This is a genomic window from Exiguobacterium sp. s138 (assembly GCF_018618775.1).
Classification (GTDB): Bacteria; Bacillota; Bacilli; order Exiguobacteriales; family Exiguobacteriaceae; genus Exiguobacterium_A; species Exiguobacterium_A artemiae.
In genome coordinates this window covers 33,975-58,735 of sequence record NZ_JACSMW010000004.1, presented here as the reverse complement: position 1 = coordinate 58,735, position 24,761 = coordinate 33,975, and the positions used below count along the sequence as shown (strand labels likewise).

General features: G+C 47.9%; 23 protein-coding genes. 9 read left to right on the top strand and 14 right to left on the bottom strand.

Going from position 1 to position 24,761, the window contains the following annotated elements; all coding sequences use genetic code 11:
• Positions 1-13 precede the first annotated feature (13 nt).
• On the top strand, positions 14-1,696 hold the full coding sequence (gene argS, locus KNP91_RS10415) for an arginine--tRNA ligase (RefSeq protein WP_214766469.1): 1,683 nt from the start codon (positions 14-16) through the stop codon (positions 1,694-1,696).
• A 30-nt stretch (positions 1,697-1,726) separates the two neighbouring features.
• Positions 1,727-2,332 (top strand): hypothetical protein, encoded by a 606-nt coding sequence (locus KNP91_RS10410; RefSeq protein ID WP_214766471.1) that lies wholly within the window; start codon positions 1,727-1,729, stop codon positions 2,330-2,332.
• A 71-nt stretch (positions 2,333-2,403) separates the two neighbouring features.
• Here the strand turns inward: KNP91_RS10410 and KNP91_RS10405 are convergent, their stop codons facing one another.
• From KNP91_RS10405 to KNP91_RS10395, 3 genes are all read right to left on the bottom strand, one after another.
• Positions 2,404-2,997 (bottom strand): metallophosphoesterase family protein, encoded by a 594-nt coding sequence (locus KNP91_RS10405; RefSeq protein ID WP_012371720.1) that lies wholly within the window; start codon positions 2,995-2,997, stop codon positions 2,404-2,406.
• Positions 2,998-3,060: 63 nt separating this feature from the next.
• Complete coding sequence (locus tag KNP91_RS10400; RefSeq protein ID WP_214766475.1) at positions 3,061-3,474, bottom strand: carboxymuconolactone decarboxylase family protein; 414 nt, start codon at positions 3,472-3,474, stop codon at positions 3,061-3,063.
• A gap of 96 nt (positions 3,475-3,570) precedes the next feature.
• Positions 3,571-4,446 carry a LysR family transcriptional regulator gene (locus KNP91_RS10395; protein ID WP_214850031.1) on the bottom strand — a complete coding sequence of 292 codons (876 nt, stop codon included), beginning with the start codon at positions 4,444-4,446 and terminating at the stop codon, positions 3,571-3,573.
• Positions 4,447-4,560: 114 nt separating this feature from the next.
• Between KNP91_RS10395 and KNP91_RS10390 the strand changes: the two genes are divergently transcribed.
• The gene (locus KNP91_RS10390; RefSeq protein ID WP_012371717.1) at positions 4,561-5,343 is read left to right on the top strand and encodes a 3-hydroxybutyrate dehydrogenase; all 783 of its coding nucleotides are present in this window, start codon (positions 4,561-4,563) and stop codon (positions 5,341-5,343) included.
• A 46-nt stretch (positions 5,344-5,389) separates the two neighbouring features.
• On the opposite strand, the gene KNP91_RS10385 is transcribed toward KNP91_RS10390, so the two are convergent.
• Positions 5,390-5,884, bottom strand: coding sequence for a YajQ family cyclic di-GMP-binding protein (locus KNP91_RS10385; RefSeq protein WP_012371716.1), 495 nt, complete (start codon positions 5,882-5,884; stop codon positions 5,390-5,392).
• A gap of 160 nt (positions 5,885-6,044) precedes the next feature.
• Here KNP91_RS10385 and pulA point away from each other — a divergent pair, with 160 nt between their 5' ends.
• Both pulA and KNP91_RS10375 read left to right on the top strand, forming a co-directional pair.
• Positions 6,045-8,057 (top strand): type I pullulanase, encoded by a 2,013-nt coding sequence (gene pulA / locus KNP91_RS10380; protein WP_214766477.1) that lies wholly within the window; start codon positions 6,045-6,047, stop codon positions 8,055-8,057.
• Between the two features lie 207 nt (positions 8,058-8,264).
• Positions 8,265-8,747, top strand: coding sequence for a hypothetical protein (locus tag KNP91_RS10375; RefSeq protein ID WP_012371714.1), 483 nt, complete (start codon positions 8,265-8,267; stop codon positions 8,745-8,747).
• A gap of 62 nt (positions 8,748-8,809) precedes the next feature.
• On the opposite strand, the gene KNP91_RS10370 is transcribed toward KNP91_RS10375, so the two are convergent.
• A complete protein-coding gene (locus KNP91_RS10370; protein ID WP_012371713.1) occupies positions 8,810-8,986 on the bottom strand; it encodes a YycC family protein in 177 nt (58 codons plus the stop codon).
• A gap of 115 nt (positions 8,987-9,101) precedes the next feature.
• On the opposite strand from KNP91_RS10370, the gene KNP91_RS10365 reads away from it, so the two are divergent.
• The 3 genes from KNP91_RS10365 (at position 9,102) to KNP91_RS10355 (ending at position 13,283) form a co-directional block, all read left to right on the top strand.
• Positions 9,102-9,896 (top strand): hypothetical protein, encoded by a 795-nt coding sequence (locus tag KNP91_RS10365; protein ID WP_148206650.1) that lies wholly within the window; start codon positions 9,102-9,104, stop codon positions 9,894-9,896.
• Between the two features lie 62 nt (positions 9,897-9,958).
• On the top strand, positions 9,959-12,064 hold the full coding sequence (locus KNP91_RS10360; RefSeq protein ID WP_214766479.1) for an MMPL family transporter: 2,106 nt from the start codon (positions 9,959-9,961) through the stop codon (positions 12,062-12,064).
• Positions 12,065-12,167: 103 nt separating this feature from the next.
• Positions 12,168-13,283, top strand: a complete 1,116-nt coding sequence (locus KNP91_RS10355) for an NADH-dependent flavin oxidoreductase (RefSeq protein ID WP_214766481.1) — start codon at positions 12,168-12,170, stop codon at positions 13,281-13,283.
• 50 nt (positions 13,284-13,333) lie between these two features.
• Here the strand turns inward: KNP91_RS10355 and KNP91_RS10350 are convergent, their stop codons facing one another.
• Positions 13,334-13,906, bottom strand: a complete 573-nt coding sequence (locus tag KNP91_RS10350; RefSeq protein ID WP_012371709.1) for a 3'-5' exonuclease — start codon at positions 13,904-13,906, stop codon at positions 13,334-13,336.
• Positions 13,907-14,064: 158 nt separating this feature from the next.
• On the opposite strand from KNP91_RS10350, the gene KNP91_RS10345 reads away from it, so the two are divergent.
• Positions 14,065-15,620 (top strand): IS3 family transposase gene (locus tag KNP91_RS10345; protein WP_251136007.1). Its coding sequence is split into 2 segments (ribosomal slippage): positions 14,065-14,704 and positions 14,704-15,620, totalling 1,557 coding nucleotides; the frame shifts between segments, so codons are not numbered across the junction.
• Positions 15,621-15,673: 53 nt separating this feature from the next.
• Here the strand turns inward: KNP91_RS10345 and KNP91_RS10340 are convergent.
• The 8 genes from KNP91_RS10340 to KNP91_RS10305 form a co-directional block, all read right to left on the bottom strand.
• Complete coding sequence (locus KNP91_RS10340) at positions 15,674-17,071, bottom strand: MATE family efflux transporter (protein ID WP_214850029.1); 1,398 nt, start codon at positions 17,069-17,071, stop codon at positions 15,674-15,676.
• Between the two features lie 159 nt (positions 17,072-17,230).
• Positions 17,231-18,310, bottom strand: coding sequence for a site-2 protease family protein (locus KNP91_RS10335; protein WP_214850026.1), 1,080 nt, complete (start codon positions 18,308-18,310; stop codon positions 17,231-17,233).
• Between the two features lie 79 nt (positions 18,311-18,389).
• Complete coding sequence (locus tag KNP91_RS10330; protein ID WP_214766488.1) at positions 18,390-19,655, bottom strand: sensor histidine kinase; 1,266 nt, start codon at positions 19,653-19,655, stop codon at positions 18,390-18,392.
• Entirely contained in the window at positions 19,652-20,335 is a 684-nt protein-coding gene (locus KNP91_RS10325; RefSeq protein WP_214766490.1) for a response regulator transcription factor, read from the bottom strand. The genes KNP91_RS10330 and KNP91_RS10325 overlap by 4 nt, the downstream gene beginning before the upstream one ends.
• Positions 20,336-20,347: 12 nt before the next feature.
• Positions 20,348-21,244, bottom strand: a complete 897-nt coding sequence (locus KNP91_RS10320) for a hypothetical protein (RefSeq protein ID WP_214850023.1) — start codon at positions 21,242-21,244, stop codon at positions 20,348-20,350.
• 99 nt (positions 21,245-21,343) lie between these two features.
• Complete coding sequence (locus tag KNP91_RS10315; RefSeq protein WP_131503468.1) at positions 21,344-21,895, bottom strand: maltose acetyltransferase domain-containing protein; 552 nt, start codon at positions 21,893-21,895, stop codon at positions 21,344-21,346.
• Between the two features lie 122 nt (positions 21,896-22,017).
• Positions 22,018-22,902: an SDR family oxidoreductase gene (locus KNP91_RS10310; protein WP_012371702.1), complete on the bottom strand. Its 885-nt coding sequence runs from the start codon at positions 22,900-22,902 to the stop codon at positions 22,018-22,020.
• 227 nt (positions 22,903-23,129) lie between these two features.
• A complete protein-coding gene (locus KNP91_RS10305) occupies positions 23,130-24,482 on the bottom strand; it encodes an FAD-dependent oxidoreductase (RefSeq protein WP_214850021.1) in 1,353 nt (450 codons plus the stop codon).
• Positions 24,483-24,761: the final 279 nt, after the last annotated feature.

Genomic DNA, 24,761 nt, shown 5'->3' with positions numbered 1-24,761 from the left:
TGGAGGAAATAAAATGAGTTACAAGCAACAGTATGCCCAAGTATTACACGATGTGATCGGTGACGCCCTGTCACAAGAAGAGATTGAACAACTGATCGAACAGCCGAAGCACGAGGATCACGGAGACCTGGCTTTCCCATGTTTCCAACTCGCAAAAGCCTTCCGCAAAGCTCCAATGATGATTGCGACGGAACTGGCTGAAAAAATCGATAACCCGCTGTTTTCAAACGTCCAGGCAGCCGGACCGTATGTAAACGTCTTTCTGAACCGGGAAGTGGTTTCGCGTGAAATCATTAAACGTGTCTTAGAAGAACAACAGGCATACGGATCAAGCGAACCGAACGGAAAAACGATCGTCACGGATTTCTCATCTCCGAACATCGCAAAACCATTCTCGATGGGACATTTGCGTTCGACGGTCATCGGAAATGCATTGAACCAGATTTCACGGAAAAAAGGATATGAGGTCGTCGGCATCAACCATTTAGGAGACTGGGGAACTCAGTTCGGTAAATTGATGGTTGCCTACAATATGTGGGGGAAAGAAGAAGATGTCCGCTCTGAGCCGATCAAAGAATTGCTGAAACTGTACGTTCGTTTCCACGAAGAAGCGGAAGAAAACCCAGGCTTAGAAGACGAAGGTCGGGCTTGGTTTAAAAAACTCGAGCAGGGGGACGAACAGGCGACAGCACTTTGGACATGGTTCCGTGAAGTCTCACTCGTCGAGTTCAGCCGTGTATATGAAATGCTTGGTGTCAGCTTTGACAGCTTAAACGGAGAAGCCTTCTATAATGATAAAATGCAACACGTCATCGACTTATTGGAAGAAAAAGATTTGCTCGTCGAGTCGGAAGGCGCAATGGTCGTCGACCTTGAAGCAGAAGGCATGCCTCCTGCCTTGATCAAGAAAAAAGACGGTGCGACACTGTATGCGACACGTGATTTGGCGGCTGCCGTGTATCGTCTTGAGACTTACGGCTTCGAACAGGCGTTTTATGTTGTCGGCGGCGAACAAGCCCTTCACTTCAAACAACTGTTTGCTGTCCTGAAGAAACTCGGATTTGAAAATGTTGACGGCATGCACCATGTTCCGTTTGGTTTAATCATGAAAGACGGGAAAAAGATGTCGACACGTAAAGGACGGATTGTTCTGCTTGAAGAAGTGCTTCAAGATGCAATTAACGTTGCCAAACAAAACATCGCTGAAAAAAATCCGAACCTTGCCAATGCAGAACAGACAGCACGCGAAGTCGGTGTCGGCGCCGTCATTTTCCATGATTTAAAAAATGAACGCATGAACAACATTGAGTTTGATCTCGAGCAGATGTTGAAATTTGAAGGAGAAACCGGTCCATACGTCCAATATACGAATGCACGGGCAAATTCACTGCTTCGTAAAGGTGCTTATGACGGATCAGCGTTCAACGGAAGTGTGGATGATTATTCATGGGGTGTCGTATCGATGCTGAACCAGTTCTCGGCTGTCATCGACCGGGCGTTTACACGCCGCGAACCGTCGATCATCAGCCGTTATGTCCTTGATTTGGCTCAAAGCTTCAATAAATACTACGGACAAGTTCGTGTCCTCGAAGACGATGCGGAAAAACAATCTCGCCTCGCACTCGTAAAATCGGTTACGATTGTATTGACGGAAGGATTACGCCTGCTTGGCGTCGGCGCTCCGGAAGAAATGTAAAATAAATCAGATTAAAGATGGGGTTATCATATGAACAAAGAGACAATGGAACGGTTACAGCACGCATCTACACAAATGAACCAGGAAGACTTAGCTGCATCGATCGCTTTTATTGCTGACTTTCACGGAAAAGTCGCTGCATGGCTTCCGGGCGAATCAGTTGATTTCGTATTCGATTTCGTGACAGCACCAGGAGCTGATCAAATTGCTCCAATCAGCGGTGACGCACTCGATACGAAAACCAACTTTGAGTTCTTCATGACGAAAAAGCAGACACGCAAAAAACTCGGTGAGTTGCTGGCGTTATGGAAAGCACCCCGTACAAAAGAGACGTTGAACCAGATTGATGCGATCGGTTTGAAGAAATGGTTGGCCCGCAATGAATTTCGTTCGGAAGACAAGCCGTGGGACTATTTGAACCGTCTCCATGTCCTGTTATTCCTTGATCAGATGACGACGGTCATCGATGATCATCAGTTGACGACGTTATACGAACAATTGGTCCGGAAAACACCGGTTCCGACAAGCTTCGTTCGTCGTCAAGGTGAAGTCCGTCACGTCGTCAACCAGTTTGCCGATAAGACAGAGTTCACACAAGTGGATTTAGTTCGTGCTTCTCTTGTCCGTTATCTGTAACAGCGGATAACTCAAAATCCCCCGTTCCTTCACGAATTGTGAAGGAACGGGGGATTTTTCATGTCAGGCAGTCATTTGGCTCGATAAAACGTGATGGTTTCGGTCGTCGTATCGTACAGCAACCATTCCCGTTCGACCAGAACCGGTCCGACGTTGATGGCGTAACGGCCGCGTTTGATCGAAATCGGAATATCATGATGAACGGTTAATCGTTTGCCCTCTTTAAACAATCCGCGTACATGACTGTGACCGAAAAATAAGAGCCGGTCCGGATAAGAAGAGGTGTCGGGCGTCAAATCATAACTCCATTTCAATTGATCACCATGAATGAACAAAGCAGAATCCGTTTGTTTTGTCCGATCCGATGAGCGCAGCTGATCGAGATAATGGGATACGCCTGTCGGAATCAATGAAAACAACCGTTCTTCCTGATTTCCGAGCAACGTTTCAAAAAACAGCAACTTCAAAAAATCCGGATCAAGCGTCACGACTTGTTCGATTTCTTCAAACGTATACCGCTTGGCCCGTTTTTTTCCGATATGACATTCGTGGACGTCTCCGAGCGAAAAAACAATTGCTTGCGGAGCCGTCCGTTGAATAGCTGTCAACACAGCACGTGTATCGGATAATGAACTGTGCAGATCGGTGATGAGTGCATACTGCATGTGGCATCGCTCCCTTGTACTAAGAGTATACCCCGCGTTTCATGCGGCTCATCCTGTTTTTAATTAAGCCGGGTCGACGGTCACGCCGCGTTCAGAGAAAACAACTTTTGCGACTTCGAGTGCGTTAAGGACACGCGGGAAGCCGGTATAAGGAACAAGGTGCATGATGGCTTCGACGATTTCGTTTCCTGTTAATCCGGCCGTTAATCCGGTATTAATATGAAGCGCGAGTTGTGGTTCAGTTCCTTGGGTGACAAGTGTTGCGATCGTGACGATCGCGCGGTCGCGATTGACGAGCCCGTTGCGGCTGTAAACTTCCCCGTAAGCAAAATCGGTGATCCATTCACCAACTGCCGGAGCGATATCTTTTAACGATTCGGCGATTTTTTCGTGTGTTGATTGCGCAGAATTCGTATCGGTAAATTCGTTTAATTTTTTAAGTCCTACTTCGTGTCGGTTGTTTAAGTGTGTAGCCATGATGAATAACTTCCTTTCTGTTATGAACGATACGGTTTATCTTAAAGGAAGAATACTCATGCTACAAATACATGGTTTTTATATGTGTCATTCATTTTAAGAATGATTTTCTTGAATGAAGCGAATCCATTCACGTGTCACATAAGACTGATAGCGTCCGGTCGGGACAGCGACACCGATCTGCCACGGTACATGGACATCGAGCGGAATGGTTTTCACACCTTTGATCGTCATTTGCTGTGCCAAAGACCGCGGAAGAACAGTCACGGCATTTCCTTCCGCAACGAGCAGGCACAAGAAGTCCCACTGCGAACTGACATGGGCGACGGCCGGGCGGAACCCTGCTGTCTCACAGGCCTGTAAAACGACGTCGTGAAGTGAAAAGGTTTCATTAAACAGAACGAACGGCATCTCGGCGACATTTTCCAAGGCAATGGACGGCTGATCCGCGAGAGGATGTTGCTCCGGTAAAAACAGATGCAGCTCCTCTTCAATGAAGGGATAGACCGTCAAATGTTCATCGGCCGGAAAGACAGTCGCGATTAAATCGACTTCTCCGGCAACGACAGCCTTCTCAAGCGCGTGTCCGCCGGCTTCCGTAATCTCGATTGTCACCATCGGATACCGTTCACGGAACAAACGGAGCAGACGCGGGAAAAACAATGAACCGATCAAAGGCGGAACACCAATCCGGATTGTCCCTTTCGTCAAGTGCATGACGTCATAGAGATGAGACGGCAGATCGGCAAGCTGATTCAGAATTTTTTCGCCTTCGACAAGTAAAGTTTCCCCGGCATCCGTTAAGACGATTTGCCGTTTACTCCGATCAAACAGTTCGATATCCAATTCTTCTTCTAAATGGCGGACCATCTTACTGAGGGTCGGCTGAGTGACATGCAGGTGATCCGCCGCCTTTGTAAAGCTTTTGAAGCGGGCGACTTCCGTGAAATATTCCAACTGGCGAAAATCCATCTGATTCACTCCTATTCGTTTTTGTTATATCTATCATAACAAGTATTCATTTTTATTATTCATTGCCTAAGCGTACAGTAAAAGAAACAAACGAGTAAAGAGGAGTAGATGAAGATGAAACAACTTGAAGGAAAAGTCGCATTGATTACCGGAGCAGCAAGCGGAATCGGTCTCGAAATTGCGGAAGAATTTGCACAGGAAGGTGCAAAAGTCGTCATCGTTGATTTACAGGAGAATGCAGCCAAACAGGCGGCGGAAACACTTCAAAGTAAAGGATTCGAAGCCTTTGCTGTCGCAGGGGACGTCACAAGTGAAACGGCGATTCAGTCAAGCATTGAACAAACGATGAATCACTACGGACGGATCGATATCGTCATCAACAATGCCGGCATGCAACATGTTTCACCAATCGAAGAGTTCTCGACTGAAAAATTTGATTTACTTCAAAGCATCATGTTACGGGCACCGTTCCTCTATACGAAATACGTGTTCCCGATCATGAAAAAACAAGGATTCGGTCGTATCCTGAACATGTCATCCATTAACGGTTTGATCGGATTTGCCGGTAAAGCCGCTTACAACAGTGCGAAACACGGTGTCATCGGTTTGACGAAAGTTGCCGCACTAGAAGGGGCAACGTCCGGTATTACCGTCAATGCGATTTGTCCGGGTTATGTTGATACACCGCTCGTCCAAAAACAATTGTCTTCGCTTGCCGAAACACGGAATGTGCCGCTCGACCGGGTACTTGAAGAAGTCATCTACCCGCTCGTTCCGCAACATCGCTTACTGCAAGTCAAAGAGATTGCCGACTACGCGATCTTCCTCGCAAGTGACAAAGCAGCCGGTGTCACCGGTCAAGCTGTCGTTCTTGACGGCGGATATACCGCTCAATAAGCATAAAAAATCCCTTGCTCCAACCGGAGCAAGGGATTTTTTATGCTTAACGGAAATTAATGAACTGGACGTCGACCGATAACGGCAACTCACGGACGATTTGCATAACTTGCTGTAAGTCATCGCGTGATTTTCCCGTAACACGGATTTGATCGTCTTGAATCTGAGTTTTCACCTTGAGTTTTGATTCCTTGACGGCGTTATTGATTTTTTTAGCATCATCACGATCGATTCCGCTTTTGAGAATAACGCGTTGACGGACAGTATTTCCGGCTGCCTGCTCGACTTTTTCGTATTGCAGGTTTTTCGTCGGGACTTCCCGTTTGATGAGTTTAGCTGTCAGGACATCTTTGACTTGATCGAGTTTGAAGTCGTCATCTGAGATCAGAATCAAATCTTCTTTCTCGAGTTTCATGTCGCTTTTTGATCCTTTGAAATCAAAGCGGTTCGTAATTTCCTTTAGTGCAACCTGCATCGCGTTTTTAACTTCTTCGATGTTGATTTGTGACACGATATCAAATGAATTGTCTTTTGCTGCCATAAGAATCTCCCCTTTCGTTCCACAACCATTTTAGCATATTTGCCCGGAAATGCTTTGACTTCAGGTTGAATTTTCGGCAAAGAAAAAGCAAGGAAGAGAGTCGAATCGTTCATCCGGATGAAATTTTGTTATAATGAAAACCATGAAATGAAAGGGGTGCATGGCTTTGAAACAAACAGCAGATATGTTGACGCTCACACCGGAAGAGTTGGATGAGCGCTATGCCTATAAAGGATCGGATTTAGGAGCGACGTTTGATGAGCATACGATACGTGTCCGTTTATGGGCACCGACGGCGGAACGTGTCGTAATTCGTTTGTACCGGACATTGCGGGCAAGGAAAGTTGAAGAACTTGAATTGACGGCAGATCAGCAGGGGACATTCGTCGTCGAACTGGATCGCGCTGTGTATGAAGGTTACTTTTATACGTTTCAAGCCAGCATCAACGGACAGAAAGTCGAAGCAGTCGATCCGTACGCGAAAGCAGTCGGGACCAACGGCAAACGGGGGGCATTAATCGATCCGTCGGCGATTCACCCGGAACGTTGGATTGAGGAACGTCCTTTGTTCCATTCGTCACAAGACGCTGTCATCTATGAATTGCATGTTCGGGACGCGACGAGCCATCCGGCGAGTGGGGTCATCGAGCGGGGCACATTCCGCGGATTAACGGAAGCGGGAACACGGACACCGGCAGGCGGATTGACGGGTCTTGATTATCTGACGGACCTAGGTGTGACGCATGTCCAACTTCTTCCGATTTATGATTTCGGTTCAGTCAATGAAGCGGCACCAAATGATCCGGATAACTACAACTGGGGATATGATCCCGTCAATTACTTTGCGCCGGAAGGATCCTATTCGTCGAATCCGGATGATCCGGCAGCACGGATCCGGGAATTAAAAGCCTTGATTCAAGCCTTGCACGATCGAGGCATTCGCGTTGTAATGGACGTCGTTTTTAATCATGTCTATGATGCGGAAACGGCACCACTTGGACAATTCGTTCCGGGTTACTTTTTCCGGCAGGCAGCGGACGGAACACTTTCAAACGGAAGTTTCTGCGGGAACGACACAGCATCAGAACGCTTTATGATGCGGAAATTCATTCTTGATTGTGTGACCTATTGGGCGAAAGAGTATCATCTGGACGGATTCCGGTTCGATTTGATGGGCTTACATGACGTCGAAACGATGAATCAGGTTCGTCATGCCCTTGACCGGATTGACCCGTCGATTTTGATTATCGGGGAAGGGTGGGATCTTGACACACCACTCGCAGCCGATCAAAAAGCCAACTACTTTAATGCGCCGCAGATGCCGGGAATCGCTCATTTCAACAACGGATTACGTGACGGTGTCAAAGGTGACGTTCAGACACCGGCTGACCGGGGATTCATCAGCGGGGCTTTCGAGCGGACGAATGAAGTCAAACGGGGAATCGCCGGAAACGTCTCTTCGCAAGGCTTTGCGGATGAACCGAATCAGGTCGTTTCGTATGTTGAAGCCCATGATGATTTAACGATTTGGGACAAATTGTCCGTGTCAAAACCGGAAGATACGGATGAAATCCGTCGAAAGCGGCAAATGCTAGCGAATGCGATTATCTTAACCGGCCAAGGTATTCCGTTTTTACATGCAGGGCAGGAGTTTTTCCGGACGAAAAACGGGATTCGGGACAGTTTTAATTCCGGAGAAGTCGTGAATCAATTGGATTATGAGCGCGCGGAACAATTCCGTGCCGGCGTCGAATATGTCAAAGGATTGATTGCCCTGCGGCGCCAGTATCCGATGTTCCGTCTGGAAAATACAGCAATGATTCGGAAACATCTCCGCTTCCTCGAAGAAGGGGAAGGTATCATTGCGTATGAATTGAAGCGAACGTACGAAGGATATGTGGAGCGTCAGCGGGTATATCACAATGCGACGGACCATGATGTGACAATCGAGTTACCGAGCGGCGAGTTCGAAATTCTCGTCGAAGAAGGGGTCGTAAAAATCCACGCCCCCCGTCTACACGAAGAAAAACAACTTGTCGTGAAAGCCTTATCGACGACGGTGATTGCCGAACGAAAAGCAGACTATAAGAAATATGCAGTGGCAGGCGGTGCCGCACTGACGATTCTTGGTTTGCTCTATGCAGCGAACAAACGACGTAAAAATAATAAATGATGGATAAGACGCTTGTAAGAATCGGGGTTCGCTGATGTGGACTCCGATTTTTTTTTGATTTAGCCGTAGTGCATGACGTGACAGTCGTGTTGCGGTGTCATCAGAATGACTTAATGAATTTCTAAGTTTACTGTTTTAATTCATGACTTCCGGGAACATACTATAAGTAGTATTTAGAGTGCTGGTTTTTTTGAAAGGATGTATCGTATGTTTGGTTTCAATGATATCTGGAAATTTTTCTTCTCGTTTTTTTTACTCTTACCAATCGTCACGTTAATTCATGAGATGGGTCATTACTTTTTTGCACGTCTGTTTGGCGGTAACATGGAAATCAATATCGGATCGGGAAAATCCTTGTTACGCGTCGGTCCCATCCGCTTGAACCGCGTTTATTTTTGGGACGGGTGGTGTCAGTACGAGGCGCTTCGTCACGAAAATAAGTTTACGAACATCATGGTTTACGCCGGTGGAGCCATCTTCAATCTGGCGAGTATCCTAATCGTAAACGGTTTGATTTATGCGGGTGTCTTCGAGGCTTCGATCTTTACGTATCAATTCGCCTATTTCTCGTTCTATTTCATTTTCTTCTCGTTGTTTCCGATCGATCATCCGAACGGTTATCCGAGTGATGGAAAAGCGATTGTTAATGTATTCCGTTATGGAAAGTCTGAATATAATCCACAATCTTAATTTTATAAAGAACAATGCCCTTCTTTTATGCGGCCAGCGCACGAAAGAAGGGCATATTTGTATCATTTGTCTTCTGAAGATGTATCATCCGCAGAAGAAGAGTCGGATTGTTCCGCTTCTAATTCGACCAGTTTTTGTATTAAAATATGCCGCGGCATATGCATTAACTGTTCGAGCGGCACATTGAGACGTTTCGAAAGTTCAACAGCTGTATCAGCAGACAGTTGTAGGGGTTTCATTGTGTGTAGACCTCCTTTTTGTTTCCTTTAAGTATACAGGACATGCTCTTCGAGCGCATCGACAGTAGCTAGAAATGAAGAAGGTTGATACCGTAGGGAGTAGGAAGTGATGCGTATGTATAAACCAGCCGCTGAGCTGTTGTTCCATGAATCTGTTTCACTTTTTGACCGATTCGGTGATGATCTGGTTTTATACCGGGATCAAGGCGGATTTACAAAATGTGATTTGGATTTGAGAATACGGTGGGAGACAGCATGTGCGTATGTTCCGTTTACCTGGTTCTTTGAACCGGACGGATACCGTGTGTTCATCGTTTTTGAAGAAACTTCATTGTTTGGTTTACTCGATTTAAGAGACGGACGTCTCCAATATATGAATCGTCCCAGCCACTTTGCGGACGCTTGGTTCAGTAATCTTTATGAATGGCGAGGCGAACAAATTTTTATGTATTCGGCTGAAACCGATGTCGTACGTTATGATTTTGAAAAACAGGAAGGAACTTTTTCGGATTATGACGAAGCTCCTTTATTAGGACGTTTGATTGAACGGGGGTATGACCCGCAGTATGCGTTTGAACGTCTGCTGGCACCGGGAACGATGATTTCCTATGATGTGAATCAAGCGCGTTATGTCATTTGGGATGCGTTTACGGAACAGGAACAATTGATTCCGTTTTCCGAGTACGATGATTATTTGCTGGTCGACAGCCGGGAACATCTGTTTTCTGTAACGGATGCCAATCGATTTTATCTGTACGAAAAAGAGCAACTGAAATTTAAATTTGATGGATGCCAGTCATCTATCCTGTTAAAGACGATCTTACTGGATGAATCGGCGCAACGACTGGCCATCGTCTCGACGTCGGCAAATTTCGGAAATACGTGGCTCCAAATTTTTCAGAAGACGTAAACACATCCTTTGTCGCAGCAGGCGAAGGATGTGTTTCTTGTATACAGGGAGGAAGATGACAGATGGAACGTTTTGGTCGATACGTAGTCCGTTTTCGAAAAGGCATCAGCGTGACTTGGGTGGTATTGTTGCTGATCCTCGGTTATTTTGCAGTGCAGCTACCGGATCAGCTGAAAGGAAACGGCTTTACGCGGGACGGGGAATTTCAACAAGTCGAACGCACGTTAGAAAAGGAATTTAAGCAGGATCCTCACCAAATTATCGTGTTGTTTGAAGGGGAAAAAGAAAGCATCCGGCAGGAAATGGAACGCCACGTCAAAGCGTTTCGGACGATTCAAGGTGTCGGACAGGTCGTCGGTCCGCAGGAAAATCCAGAAGCATTCAAAGACGGGAAAGGATATGTCTCGATCGGGATACCGGACATTGATTCCTCTTGGGTCAAGACAGTACAACAAAAACTCGATCCGCAGGACGGCAGTACGATTCGACTGACAGGGGAGCCGTTGATCGTTGACGATTTGAATACAGCGTCCAAAAATGATTTGGTCCGTGCTGAATTGATTGGCGTCCCGGCAGCCTTACTGGTCCTGTTTCTCGTTTTCGGTACACCGCTCGCGGCTATCTTGCCGCTCATCATGGGACTCGTCACATTCATCTTCGGGGCCGGAACACTGTATTTCATCGCCGGACAACAGGAATTATCCATCTTTGTCTTAAATGCCGTAGCGATGATTTCACTTGCCCTCGGAATTGATTTTTCCCTGCTGTATGTCAATCGGTTCCGGGAAGAACGGACAGCCGGACGATCGATTACGGAAGCGGCGGAAGTTTCGGTGGCGACGGCCGGACGATCCATTTTATTTTCCGGAATTTGTGTTTTTGTCGGATTGGCGGGATTACTTGTCATTGACGTCGACGTCTTTCAAGCAGTTGCGATCGGAACATTGGTCTCGGTGCTTGGTGCTGTCATCAGCGCCGTAACCTTACTTCCGGCTTTGCTGGCATTACTGGGCGGGAGTCTGGAAAAGGGCCGGATTTTCAAAGCGGATTCGGAGCAGGGAGAAGTCAGGTGGCGTAAGCTCGCCCGGTTCGTCATGAAACGTCCGGTCGCCATTACCATCTTTTCACTTCTATTGCTGTTGCCGTGTTTAATTCCGTTGCGTGATTTGGAACTGAATATTCCGCAGGCGAGTGCTTTGCCGGAAGATTATGAATCGCGCCTTGCCTTTGAAGCGTGGGAAAAAACCTTCGGGGACGACGGAACCGATGCCGTCGTCTTGCTGAAAGCTGATTTTCAAACAGAACAGGGTGTCGAAAAACTGGAAGCATTGACGACACGTCTCGAAGCAGATGCCGGAGTCAGCAGCGTCATCTCAGCGACGTCACTGGCGGAAGCGAACGGACAGAGCGTGACTCAGATTGCCGCAAGTGAACAAGGGAAACAACAGTTAGCATCGTTGATTGCGTTTGATTCAGGAATTGCCCGGGTTAACGTCAAGTTGACGGGAGATCCGGGAGACAAGAGTTCACAAAAATGGGTCCGTGAAGTACGGGACCAGGGCTATCAGGTCGGAGGACCGGCGGCCTTCAATCAGGAAATTTATGATGAAATCTACTCGAAGATGCCGCTCGCGTTAGGTCTTGTCTTACTTGCCACATTCATCATCCTGTTGTTTGCATTCCAGTCGATCTTGATTCCGATCAAAGCGATTTTGATGAATCTGCTCAGCCTCGGTGCCACATTCGGGTTGCTTGTCATTTTGTTTGAGTCCGGTTGGGTATTCCCGGCCGAGACAATTGGTATTTTAACACCGGTCTTCATCTTCTCGCTGGTGTTTGGTCTGTCGATGGATTACGAAGTGTTTCTCGTCTCACGGATGGAAGAATACTACGATGAGACCGGAGATAATGATCTCGCGACGGAAATGGGACTGGCGAAGACAAGTAAAATCATCACTTCAGCCGCCTTAATCATGATTGTCGTCACCGGGGCCTTTGCCTTTACCGGCGTCAGTCCGATCAAGCAACTTGGTGTCGGAATTGCGCTTGCGATCTTCATTGATGCGACGATCGTCCGCATGTTCCTCGTTCCGGCACTGATGAAGCTGTTCGGACACTGGAACTGGTGGTGGCCGGGCGGGCGGCGGAAACGGAAGTACCGGATCTGATCAGCGTTCAGAACATCAGTGAAGCACATCATTAGTCATTTAAAGCAGAGCGGGCGTATACTGACGATATTCAAGTTAAGATTTCAGAGGAGGATATGCTTCAATGGCTAATGAAAAGATGTTTGATACGTTTACACTTCCAAACGGAGTGACCCTTAAAAACCGGATTATGATGGCGCCGATGACGAACTACGCGGCAGAAGAAAACGGTGAAGTTTCAGAAGCGGAGCTTGCCTATTACGCAGCACGTTCAGGTGGAGTCGGTACAGTCATCACAGCATGTGCTAACGTCACATCAGACGGTCAAGGATTCCCGAATGAGTTTGGCGCGGAGCGCGACGAATTGGTTCCGAGCCTGAAACGTCTCGCGACAACAATCCAAGATCAAGGCGCAAAAGCGATTCTGCAAATTTTCCACGCGGGTCGTATGGCACCACCGGAACTCGTCGGCGGACAAACCGTCAGCGCAAGTGCAGTAGCACCAGAACGTGAAGGCGCAATGACACCACGTGCACTGGAAGCAGCAGAAGTCGAAGCGATCATCGAAGCGTTCGGTCAAGCGACACGCCGGGCAATGGAAGCCGGATTTGATGGAGTGGAGATTCATGGTGCGAACACGTACTTAATTCAACAATTCGTTTCTCCGCATTCGAACCGTCGTGAGGACAAATGGGGCGGCAGTCTTGAAAAACGTCTTGCTTTCCCACTAGCCGTCGTCGATGCGGTCGAAGCCGTTGCAAAACAAGATCCTTCGTTCATCGTCGGTTACCGTTTTTCACCGGAAGAAGTTGAAAATCCGGGAATTACACTCGACGATACGATGCAACTCGTTGATGCACTTGCGAAAAAAGATCTCGACTACCTGCACGTTTCTGTGATGGACTTCTTTGCCGGATCAATTCGTGATCAAAACGAAACACGTTCGCCAATCAGCTTAGTTCAAGAGCGTGTCGGTCAACAGGTTCCAGTTATCGGTGTCGGTTCACTCCATACACCGGAAGAAGTCGAGCGTTCGCTTGAAGTCGTGCCACTCGTCGCCCTGGGCCGTGAGTTAATCATGGAACCGAAATGGGTCGAAAAAGTCGAAGCTGGTGAAACGGAATCGATCCGGACAGAACTCGATCCGTCGGCACAGGCGGAACTCGTCGTACCGGATGCACTATGGCAGGGAATCACGAGCCGTCCAGGCTGGTTCCCGATTAAACAAACAACGAAATAAGAAATACGAAAAGGAGCCACTCAGAATTTTGAGTGGCTCCTTTTTTAGCATCAGTAAGCGACTTCACCCATCCGAACGCCACAAAAACGGTGTAGTTCGACCGGATGTTCGATATTCGTCCGGTCAAACATATCCTGCAGTAATAAAGCACAGATGTAGGCATCTTCTTTCGCATCATGGTGCTTAAACGAAACATTTAAAAATTCCGCCATCGTATTTAACTTATGGTTCGGTAACCATGGATACAGCTTGCGTGACAGTTTAACCGTACAGCCATATTGAAACGTCGGCATTTGATATAAGTCATATTTTTGAACGGCTTTTTGGAGCGCTCCCATATCAAAAGCCGCATTATGGGCAATGACAAGTTCGGCCTTCTCGATTAACTTAAACAATCCGTGTGCTTCCATTGCTTCCGGTAAGGCCGGTGCATCCCAGACGTCACTCGGGCGAATGCCGTGGACACGGATGTTGCCGGCATCAAAATCTTCTTCCGGATTAATCAGAACCTGCTCGCTCGTCACGACGCGTCCTTCGGATAAAACAGACCAGCCGAAGGCACAGATGCTGCGGCTGTTTCGGTTCGCGGTTTCAAAATCAATCGCTAAGGTATAAGGTGGCATGTCATCTCTCCTTTTTAAACAGCATACCGTATTTTGATTTAGAATGCATGTTCGTCTTTTTATTTTAACCAAAAAGTCCGTCTGCCTTTATGATATGCTCCCACAAAAGTAGACAGTTGAAATAACAAAACAGTCTACTTTTGAAGGGAGCTTTTTCTATGGCCACATCTAAATTTTTGTTTGATGAAAAAATACACATCATACAGATGTACGATAACGGAACATATACGTTAAAGGAGATTGCGTCGCTCTTCGAGCTTTCACTCGATACGTTGAATACTTGGCGAAGACGATACCGTCACGGTGGTGCCTTAGCTCTAAGTAATAGAACGGGATGGACACGCTATTCAGAAGAACTGAAAACACAAGCCGTACGCGCAGTGCTAGACCTTGAGGAATCACTCAGGAGTGCCACGCTAAGATTCGGCATCTCGAGTAAGAGCGTGCTTCAAAGATGGATTAGCCAGTATACTGGTCATAGTACTCAAGGGAAACCGTTGAAGGAGCGATTCACTATGACCAAAGCAAGAAAGACAACATTCGAAGAGCGCGTCGAGGCAGTTATGGACTGCATACAGAACGGGAAAGACTATCAACACACCATGAAGACCCATCGGGTCTCGTATCAACAAATCTACAGCTGGGTAAGGAAGTTCGAGAAAGACGGGATAGACGCACTGTTGGACCGCCGGGGACGTCGGAAAGCGGAGGAAGAATTGACCGCTGGAGAACGTTTCATGATTGAAATGAAACAACTCGAGAAAGAAAATGAGCGTCTGCGAATGGAGAACGCTTTCCTAAAAAAGTTAGAGGAGATCGAGAGGAGGTCACGTTAAGCCAAGTTCGTAATCGAGATAAATACGAGGCGATCCAGTCATTCGCAGCGAAATTCTGTTATCCCATCGTAGCCTTATGTGACCTTGCGGGTATCTCGCGTGCAGCTTACTATAAATGGTTACATCGTGTACCGACGGTACGGGAGACCGAGAACACACGGATCATCGAAGAGATGTGCCAGATTCACCATTCGGTGAACGGAATTTACGGATACCGCCGAATGACACTGAACCTGAAACGTCGCTTTGGCAGAAACGTCAACTCGAAGCGAATCCGTCGCTTGATGGGCTTTGCCCGAATCTACTGTGTCATCCGTCGAAAGCGTCCCAAATATATGCGCCACCTTCCTCAACAGACGACAGAGAATATCCTGAATCGTGATTTCCATGCGGCGGGACCGAATCAGAAATGGGTAACGGATGTCACGGAACTGAAGTATGGCGCATCCCACAAGGCGTATCTAAGTGCCATTCTAGACCTGTACGACGGATCCATTCGTTCGTTTGTCATCGGTCATTCGAATAACAATCAACTCGTGTTCGATACGTTTGAACGCGCCCTTCAGGGCGTACCAGAAAGCCAACCACTTCTACATAGCGATCGTGGGTTTCAATATACGTCGCATGCTTTCCGTCGAATGACGAAAGCAGCAGGCATTACACAAAGTATGTCTCGTGTCGGTAAATGCATCGATAATGGTCCGATGGAATCGTTCTGGGGCGCACTGAAGTGTGAGAGTTATTATCTACATAAGTTTGAAGAGTTCGACGAACTCTGTCATGCGATTCAGCAATACATTCGATTCTATAACGAAGAACGATATCAAGAACGACTAAACGGCTTGAGTCCGCTGGAATTCAGGGCTCAAGCCGTTTAAAAGATTTTTATTATTTCGCCTGTCTACTTGACGGGGAGCAGTTCACTTTTTGGTTATTTGGCTTGTGCCGCTTTTTCCTGTTCTTCCGGTGCTGCATACTCATCCGGCTTAAAGAGCATGATCCGGTCACGGTAGGCAAAGACAACTGCCGTTAAAACCGCCATCAAATCGGCGATCGGAAAGGCGAACCAAACTCCTTGTACGCCGAAGAACATCGGTAAGATCAGAACGAGCGGAATCGTATATAAGGTCTGCCGTGAGAGCGACAGGAACAGGGCGATCCGTGCCTTGGCGAGCGATTGATACATACCGTTGACAATCATCTGAATGCCATACACGAATGAAATGGCGAATAAAATCCGCATCGCAGTCGAACCTTCGTTAAGTAACGTCGCGTCTTCCGTAAACATCCCGACCCAAAAACGGGGAAACAGCTGAATCAACAGCCATAGGGTGATGGATAACGTCAAGCCGTAACGAATGGCCAGTTTGATGGCTTGTGACATCCGGTCAAACTGTTTCGATCCGAAATTATACCCGACAATCGGTTGCATGCCTTGGACGATGCCCATGATCGGCATTCCGACGAGTGCCATGAACTTATTGATGACGGCAAAGGTTGCGAGTTCTGTCGTACCACCGTAACGGACGAGCATATGATTGACGGTGATGAACAAAATCGACTGTGATACTTGCATGATAAAAGAAGAAGAGCCGATTTGTCCCATCCGGCCGACCAGTTTCGGATCAAACCGGAACGCTTCCCGGTCAAGGACTAGACTCGTCTTTTTTGATTTCGTAAAAAAGAATCGGAAAATCAGGACGGATCCGACGATTTGCGCAACAACTGTCCCGAGAGCGGCACCTTGAATGCCCCAGTCGAGTCCGAAAATGAACAAGGGGGTCAGGACGATGTTGATTGCGACCGTCGTCAGCATGACACGCATCTGATAACTGGCACGTCCCTCGGCCCGAAGCATTGCACTGGATGCCATCGTCAGCATAAAGAACGGGGAACCGAGCAACAGGACACGGAGGAAATCAATACTGTACGGCATGATCTCCGGTGTCGCACCGAACACACGCAACAACGGTTCGACGAAGATGAACGCTGTGATAATGGCGAGCATACTGACAACAAAGACCGTCATCAGGACATTCGCATAGGCCCGACTGGCACCTGCCAGATTTTTTTGACCGAGCCGCTGAGAAGCAATGGCAGCACCGCCGATTCCGACCGAGTTCGAGATGGCCATCAAGACCAGTTGAACGGGAAAGGCAATTCCGACAGCCGCGACAGCAACCGTCCCGATTCCCTGCGCGACAAAGATCGTATCGACAATATTGTAGAGAGCGGTCACGAGCATCCCGATCATCGCCGGGAGCGACAGGCCGATCAGGAGTTTATTGATGGGTGCTTCTCCCAATCGAGCCGTATTTTTATTCATCATCAGGAGAGCCTCCTTTTTTTCGAAACAGGGACATGGATTTTCATTCAGATTAGTCGCTTCGACAGACGGATGCAAGTAATCGAATCAAGCAATGTGCAAAACGATCAAAAGACACTCCATCTGCAGATGACGGAGTGTCTTTTTGGATGTCGCGACCGCTCAGGATGGGGTCGGAAGATATCCTTTTGAGTATTCAAACGCAATGAACAGAATCGCACCGAGAGCCAGGTAAGCGAACAGCGTAATGGTCTGTTGTTTCTTTGGCATCTGATGGTATTCAACTGATTTTTCAGCCTCGAGTAACGGTTCAATCCGTTGATCGAGTCGACGAAGCAAAGCATCATAATCATTGGCCGAGTCATATTGATAGCGGAGCAACTCATCGGCGGCACTTTTTGCGTCTTCCGGACTGGCGCTCCGTAAATCCTGGAGGTCGTGCCGGAGTGACCAGGCAATCGGATCATAAGTGGAAACCGTTGTGTCGTCCGTTTCATCAATCATTTCGTCCGAACCGGTTTCTGTTGCGGTCGCGTGTTCCTGCTCGACTTTCGCCTGCAGAACACGGCTGCGGGCTGCCCGGTATAACATCAGAACCGATTTGTTGTTCTCGTATTGTTTAGCGAACTGATATCGTTTCCAGACCGCACTTCCGCCGAGGAAGGCAATCAACAACAGAATGATGCTGAAATGGGTGATACCGTAGGCAATCAAAGCCGCGAGACCTGCGACCCAGACGACAATCGGCAGACCGGCTAAAATCCGTCCGCCGTCAAGCGGGCTGACCGGCAGCAGATTAAACAGGTTCAACAAGGCACCCAAGTGGAAGATGACGAGCCAAAACTCGTTTCCTGTCACCGCATATCCGATTAAAAGCGGAATGAGGGAAAGTAATCCGGCAAACGGTCCCCCGTAGGCTAAAATCGCTTCTTGTTTCGGTGTCCGGAATGTATCCTTGATTCCGATGACAGCTCCCATGAACGGAACAAAGATGGCCGGCCCTGTCTTAAAGCCTAGCCGTTTGGCGGCTGCGAGATGACCCATTTCGTGAATGAACAACAGATACAATAAGCCGACGCCAAACCAGACGCCGAAAATTTGTGCGTAAAACAATAACGAAATTCCGAACGAGATTAACGTTCCGCCAAATTTAGAGAATTTTAAGAGAGCGAGCAGCACTTTACCTTTTGAGAGCAGAAATGCTCCGGCGACGGCTAAGCCTCCCCAACGTTTTTTAGCCATTGTTCATAACCTTCTTTCCTCATCTGACTCTTGTCTCTAGTGTACGCCAAAAGACGAGGGAAGGTTTCATTCCGAGTGTTCAGCGACAGGTGATGTAAAAACAGCTGCCGCCGTCCGGGCGGGCCTCACTGCCGACCGACAGCTGATGATGTTCCGCCAAAGCGGCCGCAATCGACAGACCCAGACCGCTGCCGGACCGGTCACGTGCTTCATCGAGCCGGTAAAACCGATCAAACAAACGAGCGCGCTGCGCGTCAGATAAGTGGGTGCCGCGGTCCAGGACCTCAAGCCGGTCCGGTCGGAGACGGATTTCCGGATCTTTAGCGTATTTGATCGCATTATCGATGAAAATCGTCAAAATCCGGACGAGTGCCTCGTGATTGGCCGTAACGGTACCGATCGCATCCACGGGAATCGTGATGGCATAGGCATGGTGCATCCGGTCCGCGACCTCGGCGCCGAGCTGTTTCAAATCGATGGTTTCTGTCGTTGTTTCGCCGTAGCCGAGCCGTGATAATTCGAGCATCGGTTCAATCAGTCCACTCCGCATCGTATGCGTTTCGTTCAGAATATTGCTGATGGATTCTTCAAGGACGTCAGGATTTGTTTTACCCCAGCGTTTCAGGAGCTTTGCATACCCTTCGATGACGGTCAGTGGTGTCTTCATCTCATGTGAAACATCGGCGACGAACTGCCGTTGCTGTTCCATTGTTTGATCGACACGGCCGATCATCCGGTTAAAGACTTTTCCGAGTTGTCCGATTTCATCATTTTGCTGTTCCGGAACAGTTTCAAGTGTGCCGGAGTCGGAAATCCGTTCCATCGTCTGACCGAGTTGACGGAGTGGACGCAACGTTTGATAGGCGATGAAAAAACTGCTGAGAAAGGCAATGATGACGGCGGCGATCAGGACGATCGAAAAGGCGAAAATCAGCGTCGAGACCGTATCATCCACCGTATCGTCTTCAAATAGATACGCCTGATCTTGATGGACGACGCCAAACCAGTCACCGGATTTGAACGGTTCGTCGCGGGTCGTCGGGATACCGGGAAGATCGCGTGCCCGGACATCACCGTTGACAGTAGCGGAATCATCCTCCTCTTCATCGTTCGCGATGACCCAGCGTCCGTCACTCCGCGACAGGACGACGGAATCTTCATGAAGTGTCAATAACGCCCGGGTCGTCGAATCATCCTCCATCAGTTCTTCCGCTTGTTCGAGTTGCGTGAAGCGGGATTCGATCAAATGATCACGGACGACATACGTGACGACTAAAAAAGACAACAGCAATAAAAGGGTCGTGAACAATGTGACGGATAAGGCGAGTTTCGTCCGCAACTTCATCCTTTCTCCTCCCTCAAAACATAACCGATTCCCCGAACCGTCTGGATAAGGGAAGGCTGATGGCGGTCCATTTTTTTGCGTAAATACCGGATGTAAACATCGACGATATTCGTTTCCCCGAAGTAATCATAACCCCAGACCCGATTGAGAATTTGCTCACGGGTCAAAACGTGCTCCTTGTTTTCCATCAGATAAGACAACAAATCAAATTCACGTGGCGTCAAATCGAGCGGAACATCACTTCGAAACGCTTCATGCCGGTCCAAATGGAGTAAGAGATCGGCGTAATGCAGTTGATTGGTTTCGACCGCTGTACGGATCGTCAAACGGAGTAACCCGCGGATCCGTGCCAACAGTTCTTCGATTTCAAACGGTTTCGTCACGTAATCATTGGCCCCGAGATCAAGTCCGGCAACCTTATCGTACACTTCTCCCCGTGCCGTCAACAGGATGACCGGAACCGGATTACCGTTTGCTCGGAGCCGGCGAAGCACCTCGAAGCCGCTGAGCTCCGGCATCATCACGTCGAGTAAGACGAGATCGATGTCAGTCTCAGCAGCTGCTAAGCCATCTTTACCGTTGAAGGCGACCTGCGTCGCGTATCCGGCATGGTTTAATTCCAGTTCGAGCAATCGGGCGATTTTCGAATCGTCCTCGACGATTAAGATGGTAGGTGTCATACATTGTCCTCCTTACGACTGTTCGTCGATTTCTGTCACTTGTCGTGAACCGTTCAATTCCAGTTCGACGGGTGAATCAATCTGCACATCATTATCCTGTTCCATGTTTTGTGCCCGTTCAAACGTCACATTTTTACCGTTTTGTTCAATGACGACTTGTGAGTCGGTCACACGAACCAATGAACCGCGGATATCTCGGTCATCCGTCGCATCGTCTTGACGGTCATCGCTTCGAGCGTCCTGGTCATCCGCATCTTCCCGGTCGAGTTCCCGGACGAGACCGTCCGCGTTCAATTCCAGTTTCACGCGGTCCCCGGCTTGCGCCTGTTCAAGTTCTGCCTGCTCGATGAAGCGGTACGTTTGATCGGAACCGTTTTGCGTCAAAACGATTTGTTCATTCGATAATTCTTTGACGACACCGTTCACTTCATTGCGGTCATCGGCGGAATCATTATCTCGACCATCTCGGTCGTTGCGGTCATCTTCGCGTTCGAGTTCCCGGACAAGACCGTCCTGATTGAGTTCGATTTTAATCCAGTCGCCGGCTTGTGCCTGTTCGATTTCAGCGGAGGAAGCGAACGAATAAGATTGATCCGATCCGTTGCGGGTAATCGTAACAGAATTGTCGGTTACTTCTTTTAACGTTCCTTCCATTTCCTGATCATCATCCTGGAATGAGCTTGGAAGCGACTGTTTGACGTTACTTGATACTTTTGTTGAAGCGGCTTCGACTTTTTGTTCCACTTGTTCTGACGTCGTAACCGTTGAATTGATAAGCGAATGTCCTGGACCGGTGAACAGCAAGAAGGCGCCTGCGCCTGTCAAAACGGTCCCTGTGATAGCAATCGAAGCGAGTCCTCGTTTTACAATGTTCTTTTTAGGTTTGTCCGTACGTTTTTCGTTTGTCATGATAATTCCTCCTCCGTAGTGGTAGCTGCTTTTCTTATTCTTAGAATAGCGCCCGTACGTGAGAGGAGACTGAGGATTAGATTAAAATTTGATGAGAAATTAAATCGATTTGATGAAGCGGGCCGGATTTCCTCCGACCACCGTATTCGGAGCAACATCTTTGACGACGACACTTCCGGCTGCGATGACAGCATTGTCACCGATCGTTACACCCGGTGCGATGACGGCACGTCCACCGATCCAGACGTTATCCCCGATGACGACCGGTTTTCCGAATTCGTAACCGCTGTTGCGTTCGACCGGATCGAGCGGATGCGTCGCCGTATAAATATGGACACCTGGAGCGAGCATACAGTTGTCGCCGATCGTAATCGGACAAATGTCGAGCAGCACACAATCGTAATTGGCATAAAACCGTGCGCCGAATGTAATGTTGTAGCCGTAATCACATTTAAAAGACGGTTCGATGTAAAAATCGGTCTGCTCGATTTGGAACAGTTCCTGCAGGAGCGACTTTCGGGCAGGTAACTCGTTGATGCTGAGTTGATTAAATTGATGACAAAGCATCTGGGCCCGCTTTCGATCAGCGACCAGTTCCGCATCTCCGGCTAAATACAATTGACCTTGAATCATTTTTTCTTTTTCCGTCATGTGAATCATCTCCTGTCATATGTATACCTTCATTAGACTAAACCGGGCAGGGAGAAGCAACTCATAACCAAAAAAGCAGCTTTGATGTCGCCATCAAAGCTGCCTGGTTGAAAAAAATTGAATTAAGCGAGTTCGATTCCGCCTGTGACACCATAAATTTGAGCTGTTACATAACTGGCGTCATCCGAAGCGAGGAAGACATAGACGCTCGAGAGTTCGACCGGTTGACCGCTTCGTTTAAGCGGTGTTTCCTGTCCGAATTCTGGAATGTTTTCGCTTGGTTGTCCTCCTGAAATCTGAAGCGGTGTCCAGATTGGACCCGGTGCAACCGAGTTGACGCGGATGCCTTTTGGCGCGACTTGTTTCGCAAGTCCGCGTGTGAAACCATTGATGGCAAATTTTGTTGACGCGTAATCGAGTAAGTTCGCACTTGGATTGTATCCTTGAACCGAAGTCGTCGTGATGATGGAAGCTCCTTCTTTTAACAGCGGAAGAGCCGCTTTGACAACCCAGAACAGTGAAAAGACGTTGATTTCATATGTTTTGCGGAGTTGTTCCGTCGACAGGTCCATGATGTCCTCGACAGCTTGTTGTTTACCGGCGACGAGTGCCAAAATATCAATTCCGCCTAGTGAATCATGTGCTTTTTTGACGAGTTGTTGACAGAACGTTTCGTCACTGAGGTCACCGGCAAGTAAGTATGCCTTTTGTCCGGCTGCTTCGACGAGTGCTTTGACTTCTTCCGCGTCTTGCTGCTCTTCCGGAAGATAATTGAGGAACACATCGGCACCTTCACGGGCATAAGCGATGGCAGCGGCGCGACCGATTCCGGAATCGCCTCCTGTGATCAAAGCTTTTTTGCCTTTTAATTTACCGGATCCTTTGTAGCTTTCTTCACCACAATCGGGAACGGGTTCCATTTTTGCCTGGACAGCCGGCGCCTCCTGATATTGTTTCGGGAAGTCATCATTGAAATATTGTGTAAGTGGATTGTTAGACTGTGACATGAACTGATTCCTCCTGTGATAGTGGTTTCGTTTGCATAAGAAGTATGTTCCCTGTCACTTCACGTCTAAACGTCAATTGATTAACCGAGTGAAGTTTTTAGCAACTGTGGAAGGAGACCGGGTAAAGCAGCCGCAACAGATTATCGGAATTGATTAGATGAAAAATAAAAAAATCGGAATCCACGGATGTGGACTCCGATTTGAAGAGAGAAGGGGAAGGTGATGTATTAAACGCGTTCCGATGTCAGCTCATTCATGCCTTGTAAAGCTGCTTGGTTCAGCAGGTTCCATGGTTTGTTGTAATGCGGTTGGAAGAAGAAGTCGACAAACGCCAATTCTTCGAGCGTCATGTCGTTTTGAATGGCCACCGATAATGTATTCATGGCTTGTGTCAAATCAACTTTTGAGATGATTTGCGCTCCGACAAGACGGTGAGTCGTTGTTTCATAAACGAGTTTCAATTGGACATTTTCAGCTGTCGGCATAAACTCAGGACGGTAGGCATCCTGAACCGTCGTGCTCGCTACTTCCAAACCGAAGAATGGCGCGGCATCTTCCGTCAGACCGGTTGACGCGATATTCAAGTCGTATAACCGCAGACCGGATGTTCCTTGCGTTCCTTGATAACGGATTTTCGGAACAAGCAGGTTTTTCCCGACGAGTGTTCCCATGCGGACGGCATTCGTTGCGAGCGGAATGTACGCGTGTGTCCGGGCCGGATTGTAGTAGACAGCACAGCTGTCGCCGGCGGCAAAAATGTTCGGATTACTTGTCCGCATATAGTCATCGACGATGATGGCACCGTTCGGTAACATGTCGATTTGTCCTTTTAACAGTTCCGTGCTTGGTCGGAAACCGACACAGAGAATGACGAGATCCGTTTCAAACGTTCCTTTATCCGTGACGACTTGTGTGACGTTTCCGTCAACACCGGTAAAGCTTTGAACAGTCTGGTTCAATTCGAGATGAATACCGCGGTCCGTGAGTTCCTGTTCGATGATGTCGGTGAAGGAACGATCCAGGTATTTATTTAAAATCCGGTCAGCGCTGTCGATGAACGTGACTTCTTTACCATAGGCTTCAAACGCTTCGACCAGTTCAGCACCGATGTAGCCGGCACCGACGACTGTAATCCGCTCTGCATCTGTCGCTTTTTTAATGATTGTTTGTGCATGGTGATAGTTTTTACAGAGCTCGATTTGATTTAGTTCAATTCCCGGTAACATCGGGATGATCGGCCATGAACCCGTCGTCATGATCAATTTATCGTACGTATCATAAACGGTTTCACCCGTTACGAGGTTTTTGGCAACAATCGTTTGATTCGTGCTGTCGATTTCGAGAACATCATGTTTTAAGCGCATGTTTGCACCAAGCTCAGCCAGTTCATCCGGTGAAGAATAAAACAGCGACTCAGCATGCTCGACGACGCCACCGACGTGAAGCGCGATGCCGCAAGAGAGGAAAGAGACGTTATCGTTTCGTTCGTAAACGGTGATATCCAATTGCTCGTGCTGTGAAGTTAATTCTTTAACTGCTGCTGTTCCTGCGTGTGTACAACCGATGACTGCTACTTTCATGAGTAAAGTCCCCTTTTTGTTTTGTTTGTGATAAAAATCACATTCATTTGATATCCTTAGTGTATTACTTCACAAAGTCGTTTTCAAGTACTTTGTTCACTATTGAGCATAGATTTGTCTAAAATGTGAAATGGTGAACAAAAGACAAGTCTCCTGTATCGTTTATGTTAAAAACGTGTAAAACTGTTTCAGTTTCTGAAGTTCGGGTTATAATAAGAAAGACAAAACGTGAAAGGGTGGAAACCGATGGATACCGAGAGGACCGATCATCTATTCAGC

Excerpts from the sequence above, each read along its gene's own strand:
- KNP91_RS10365 (WP_148206650.1), top strand. The coding sequence starts at position 9,102 with ATGTATAAACCAGCCGCTGAGCTGTTGTTCCATGAATCTGTTTCACTT.
- KNP91_RS10390 (WP_012371717.1), top strand. The coding sequence starts at position 4,561 with ATGAAACAACTTGAAGGAAAAGTCGCATTGATTACCGGAGCAGCAAGC.
- KNP91_RS10335 (WP_214850026.1), bottom strand. The coding sequence starts at position 18,310 with ATGGCTAAAAAACGTTGGGGAGGCTTAGCCGTCGCCGGAGCATTTCTG.
- KNP91_RS10385 (WP_012371716.1), bottom strand. The coding sequence starts at position 5,884 with ATGGCAGCAAAAGACAATTCATTTGATATCGTGTCACAAATCAACATC.
- KNP91_RS10395 (WP_214850031.1), bottom strand. The coding sequence starts at position 4,446 with ATGGATTTTCGCCAGTTGGAATATTTCACGGAAGTCGCCCGCTTCAAA.
- KNP91_RS10405 (WP_012371720.1), bottom strand. The coding sequence starts at position 2,997 with ATGCAGTATGCACTCATCACCGATCTGCACAGTTCATTATCCGATACA.
- KNP91_RS10410 (WP_214766471.1), top strand. The coding sequence starts at position 1,727 with ATGAACAAAGAGACAATGGAACGGTTACAGCACGCATCTACACAAATG.
- KNP91_RS10360 (WP_214766479.1), top strand. The coding sequence starts at position 9,959 with ATGGAACGTTTTGGTCGATACGTAGTCCGTTTTCGAAAAGGCATCAGC.
- KNP91_RS10370 (WP_012371713.1), bottom strand. The coding sequence starts at position 8,986 with ATGAAACCCCTACAACTGTCTGCTGATACAGCTGTTGAACTTTCGAAA.
- argS (WP_214766469.1), top strand. The coding sequence starts at position 14 with ATGAGTTACAAGCAACAGTATGCCCAAGTATTACACGATGTGATCGGT.
- KNP91_RS10355 (WP_214766481.1), top strand. The coding sequence starts at position 12,168 with ATGGCTAATGAAAAGATGTTTGATACGTTTACACTTCCAAACGGAGTG.
- KNP91_RS10350 (WP_012371709.1), bottom strand. The coding sequence starts at position 13,906 with ATGCCACCTTATACCTTAGCGATTGATTTTGAAACCGCGAACCGAAAC.
- KNP91_RS10320 (WP_214850023.1), bottom strand. The coding sequence starts at position 21,244 with ATGACAAACGAAAAACGTACGGACAAACCTAAAAAGAACATTGTAAAA.
- KNP91_RS10330 (WP_214766488.1), bottom strand. The coding sequence starts at position 19,655 with ATGAAGTTGCGGACGAAACTCGCCTTATCCGTCACATTGTTCACGACC.
- pulA (WP_214766477.1), top strand. The coding sequence starts at position 6,045 with ATGGCTTTGAAACAAACAGCAGATATGTTGACGCTCACACCGGAAGAG.
- KNP91_RS10310 (WP_012371702.1), bottom strand. The coding sequence starts at position 22,902 with ATGTCACAGTCTAACAATCCACTTACACAATATTTCAATGATGACTTC.
- KNP91_RS10400 (WP_214766475.1), bottom strand. The coding sequence starts at position 3,474 with ATGGCTACACACTTAAACAACCGACACGAAGTAGGACTTAAAAAATTA.
- KNP91_RS10305 (WP_214850021.1), bottom strand. The coding sequence starts at position 24,482 with ATGAAAGTAGCAGTCATCGGTTGTACACACGCAGGAACAGCAGCAGTT.
- KNP91_RS10375 (WP_012371714.1), top strand. The coding sequence starts at position 8,265 with ATGTTTGGTTTCAATGATATCTGGAAATTTTTCTTCTCGTTTTTTTTA.
- KNP91_RS10325 (WP_214766490.1), bottom strand. The coding sequence starts at position 20,335 with ATGACACCTACCATCTTAATCGTCGAGGACGATTCGAAAATCGCCCGA.
- KNP91_RS10340 (WP_214850029.1), bottom strand. The coding sequence starts at position 17,071 with ATGATGAATAAAAATACGGCTCGATTGGGAGAAGCACCCATCAATAAA.
- KNP91_RS10315 (WP_131503468.1), bottom strand. The coding sequence starts at position 21,895 with ATGACGGAAAAAGAAAAAATGATTCAAGGTCAATTGTATTTAGCCGGA.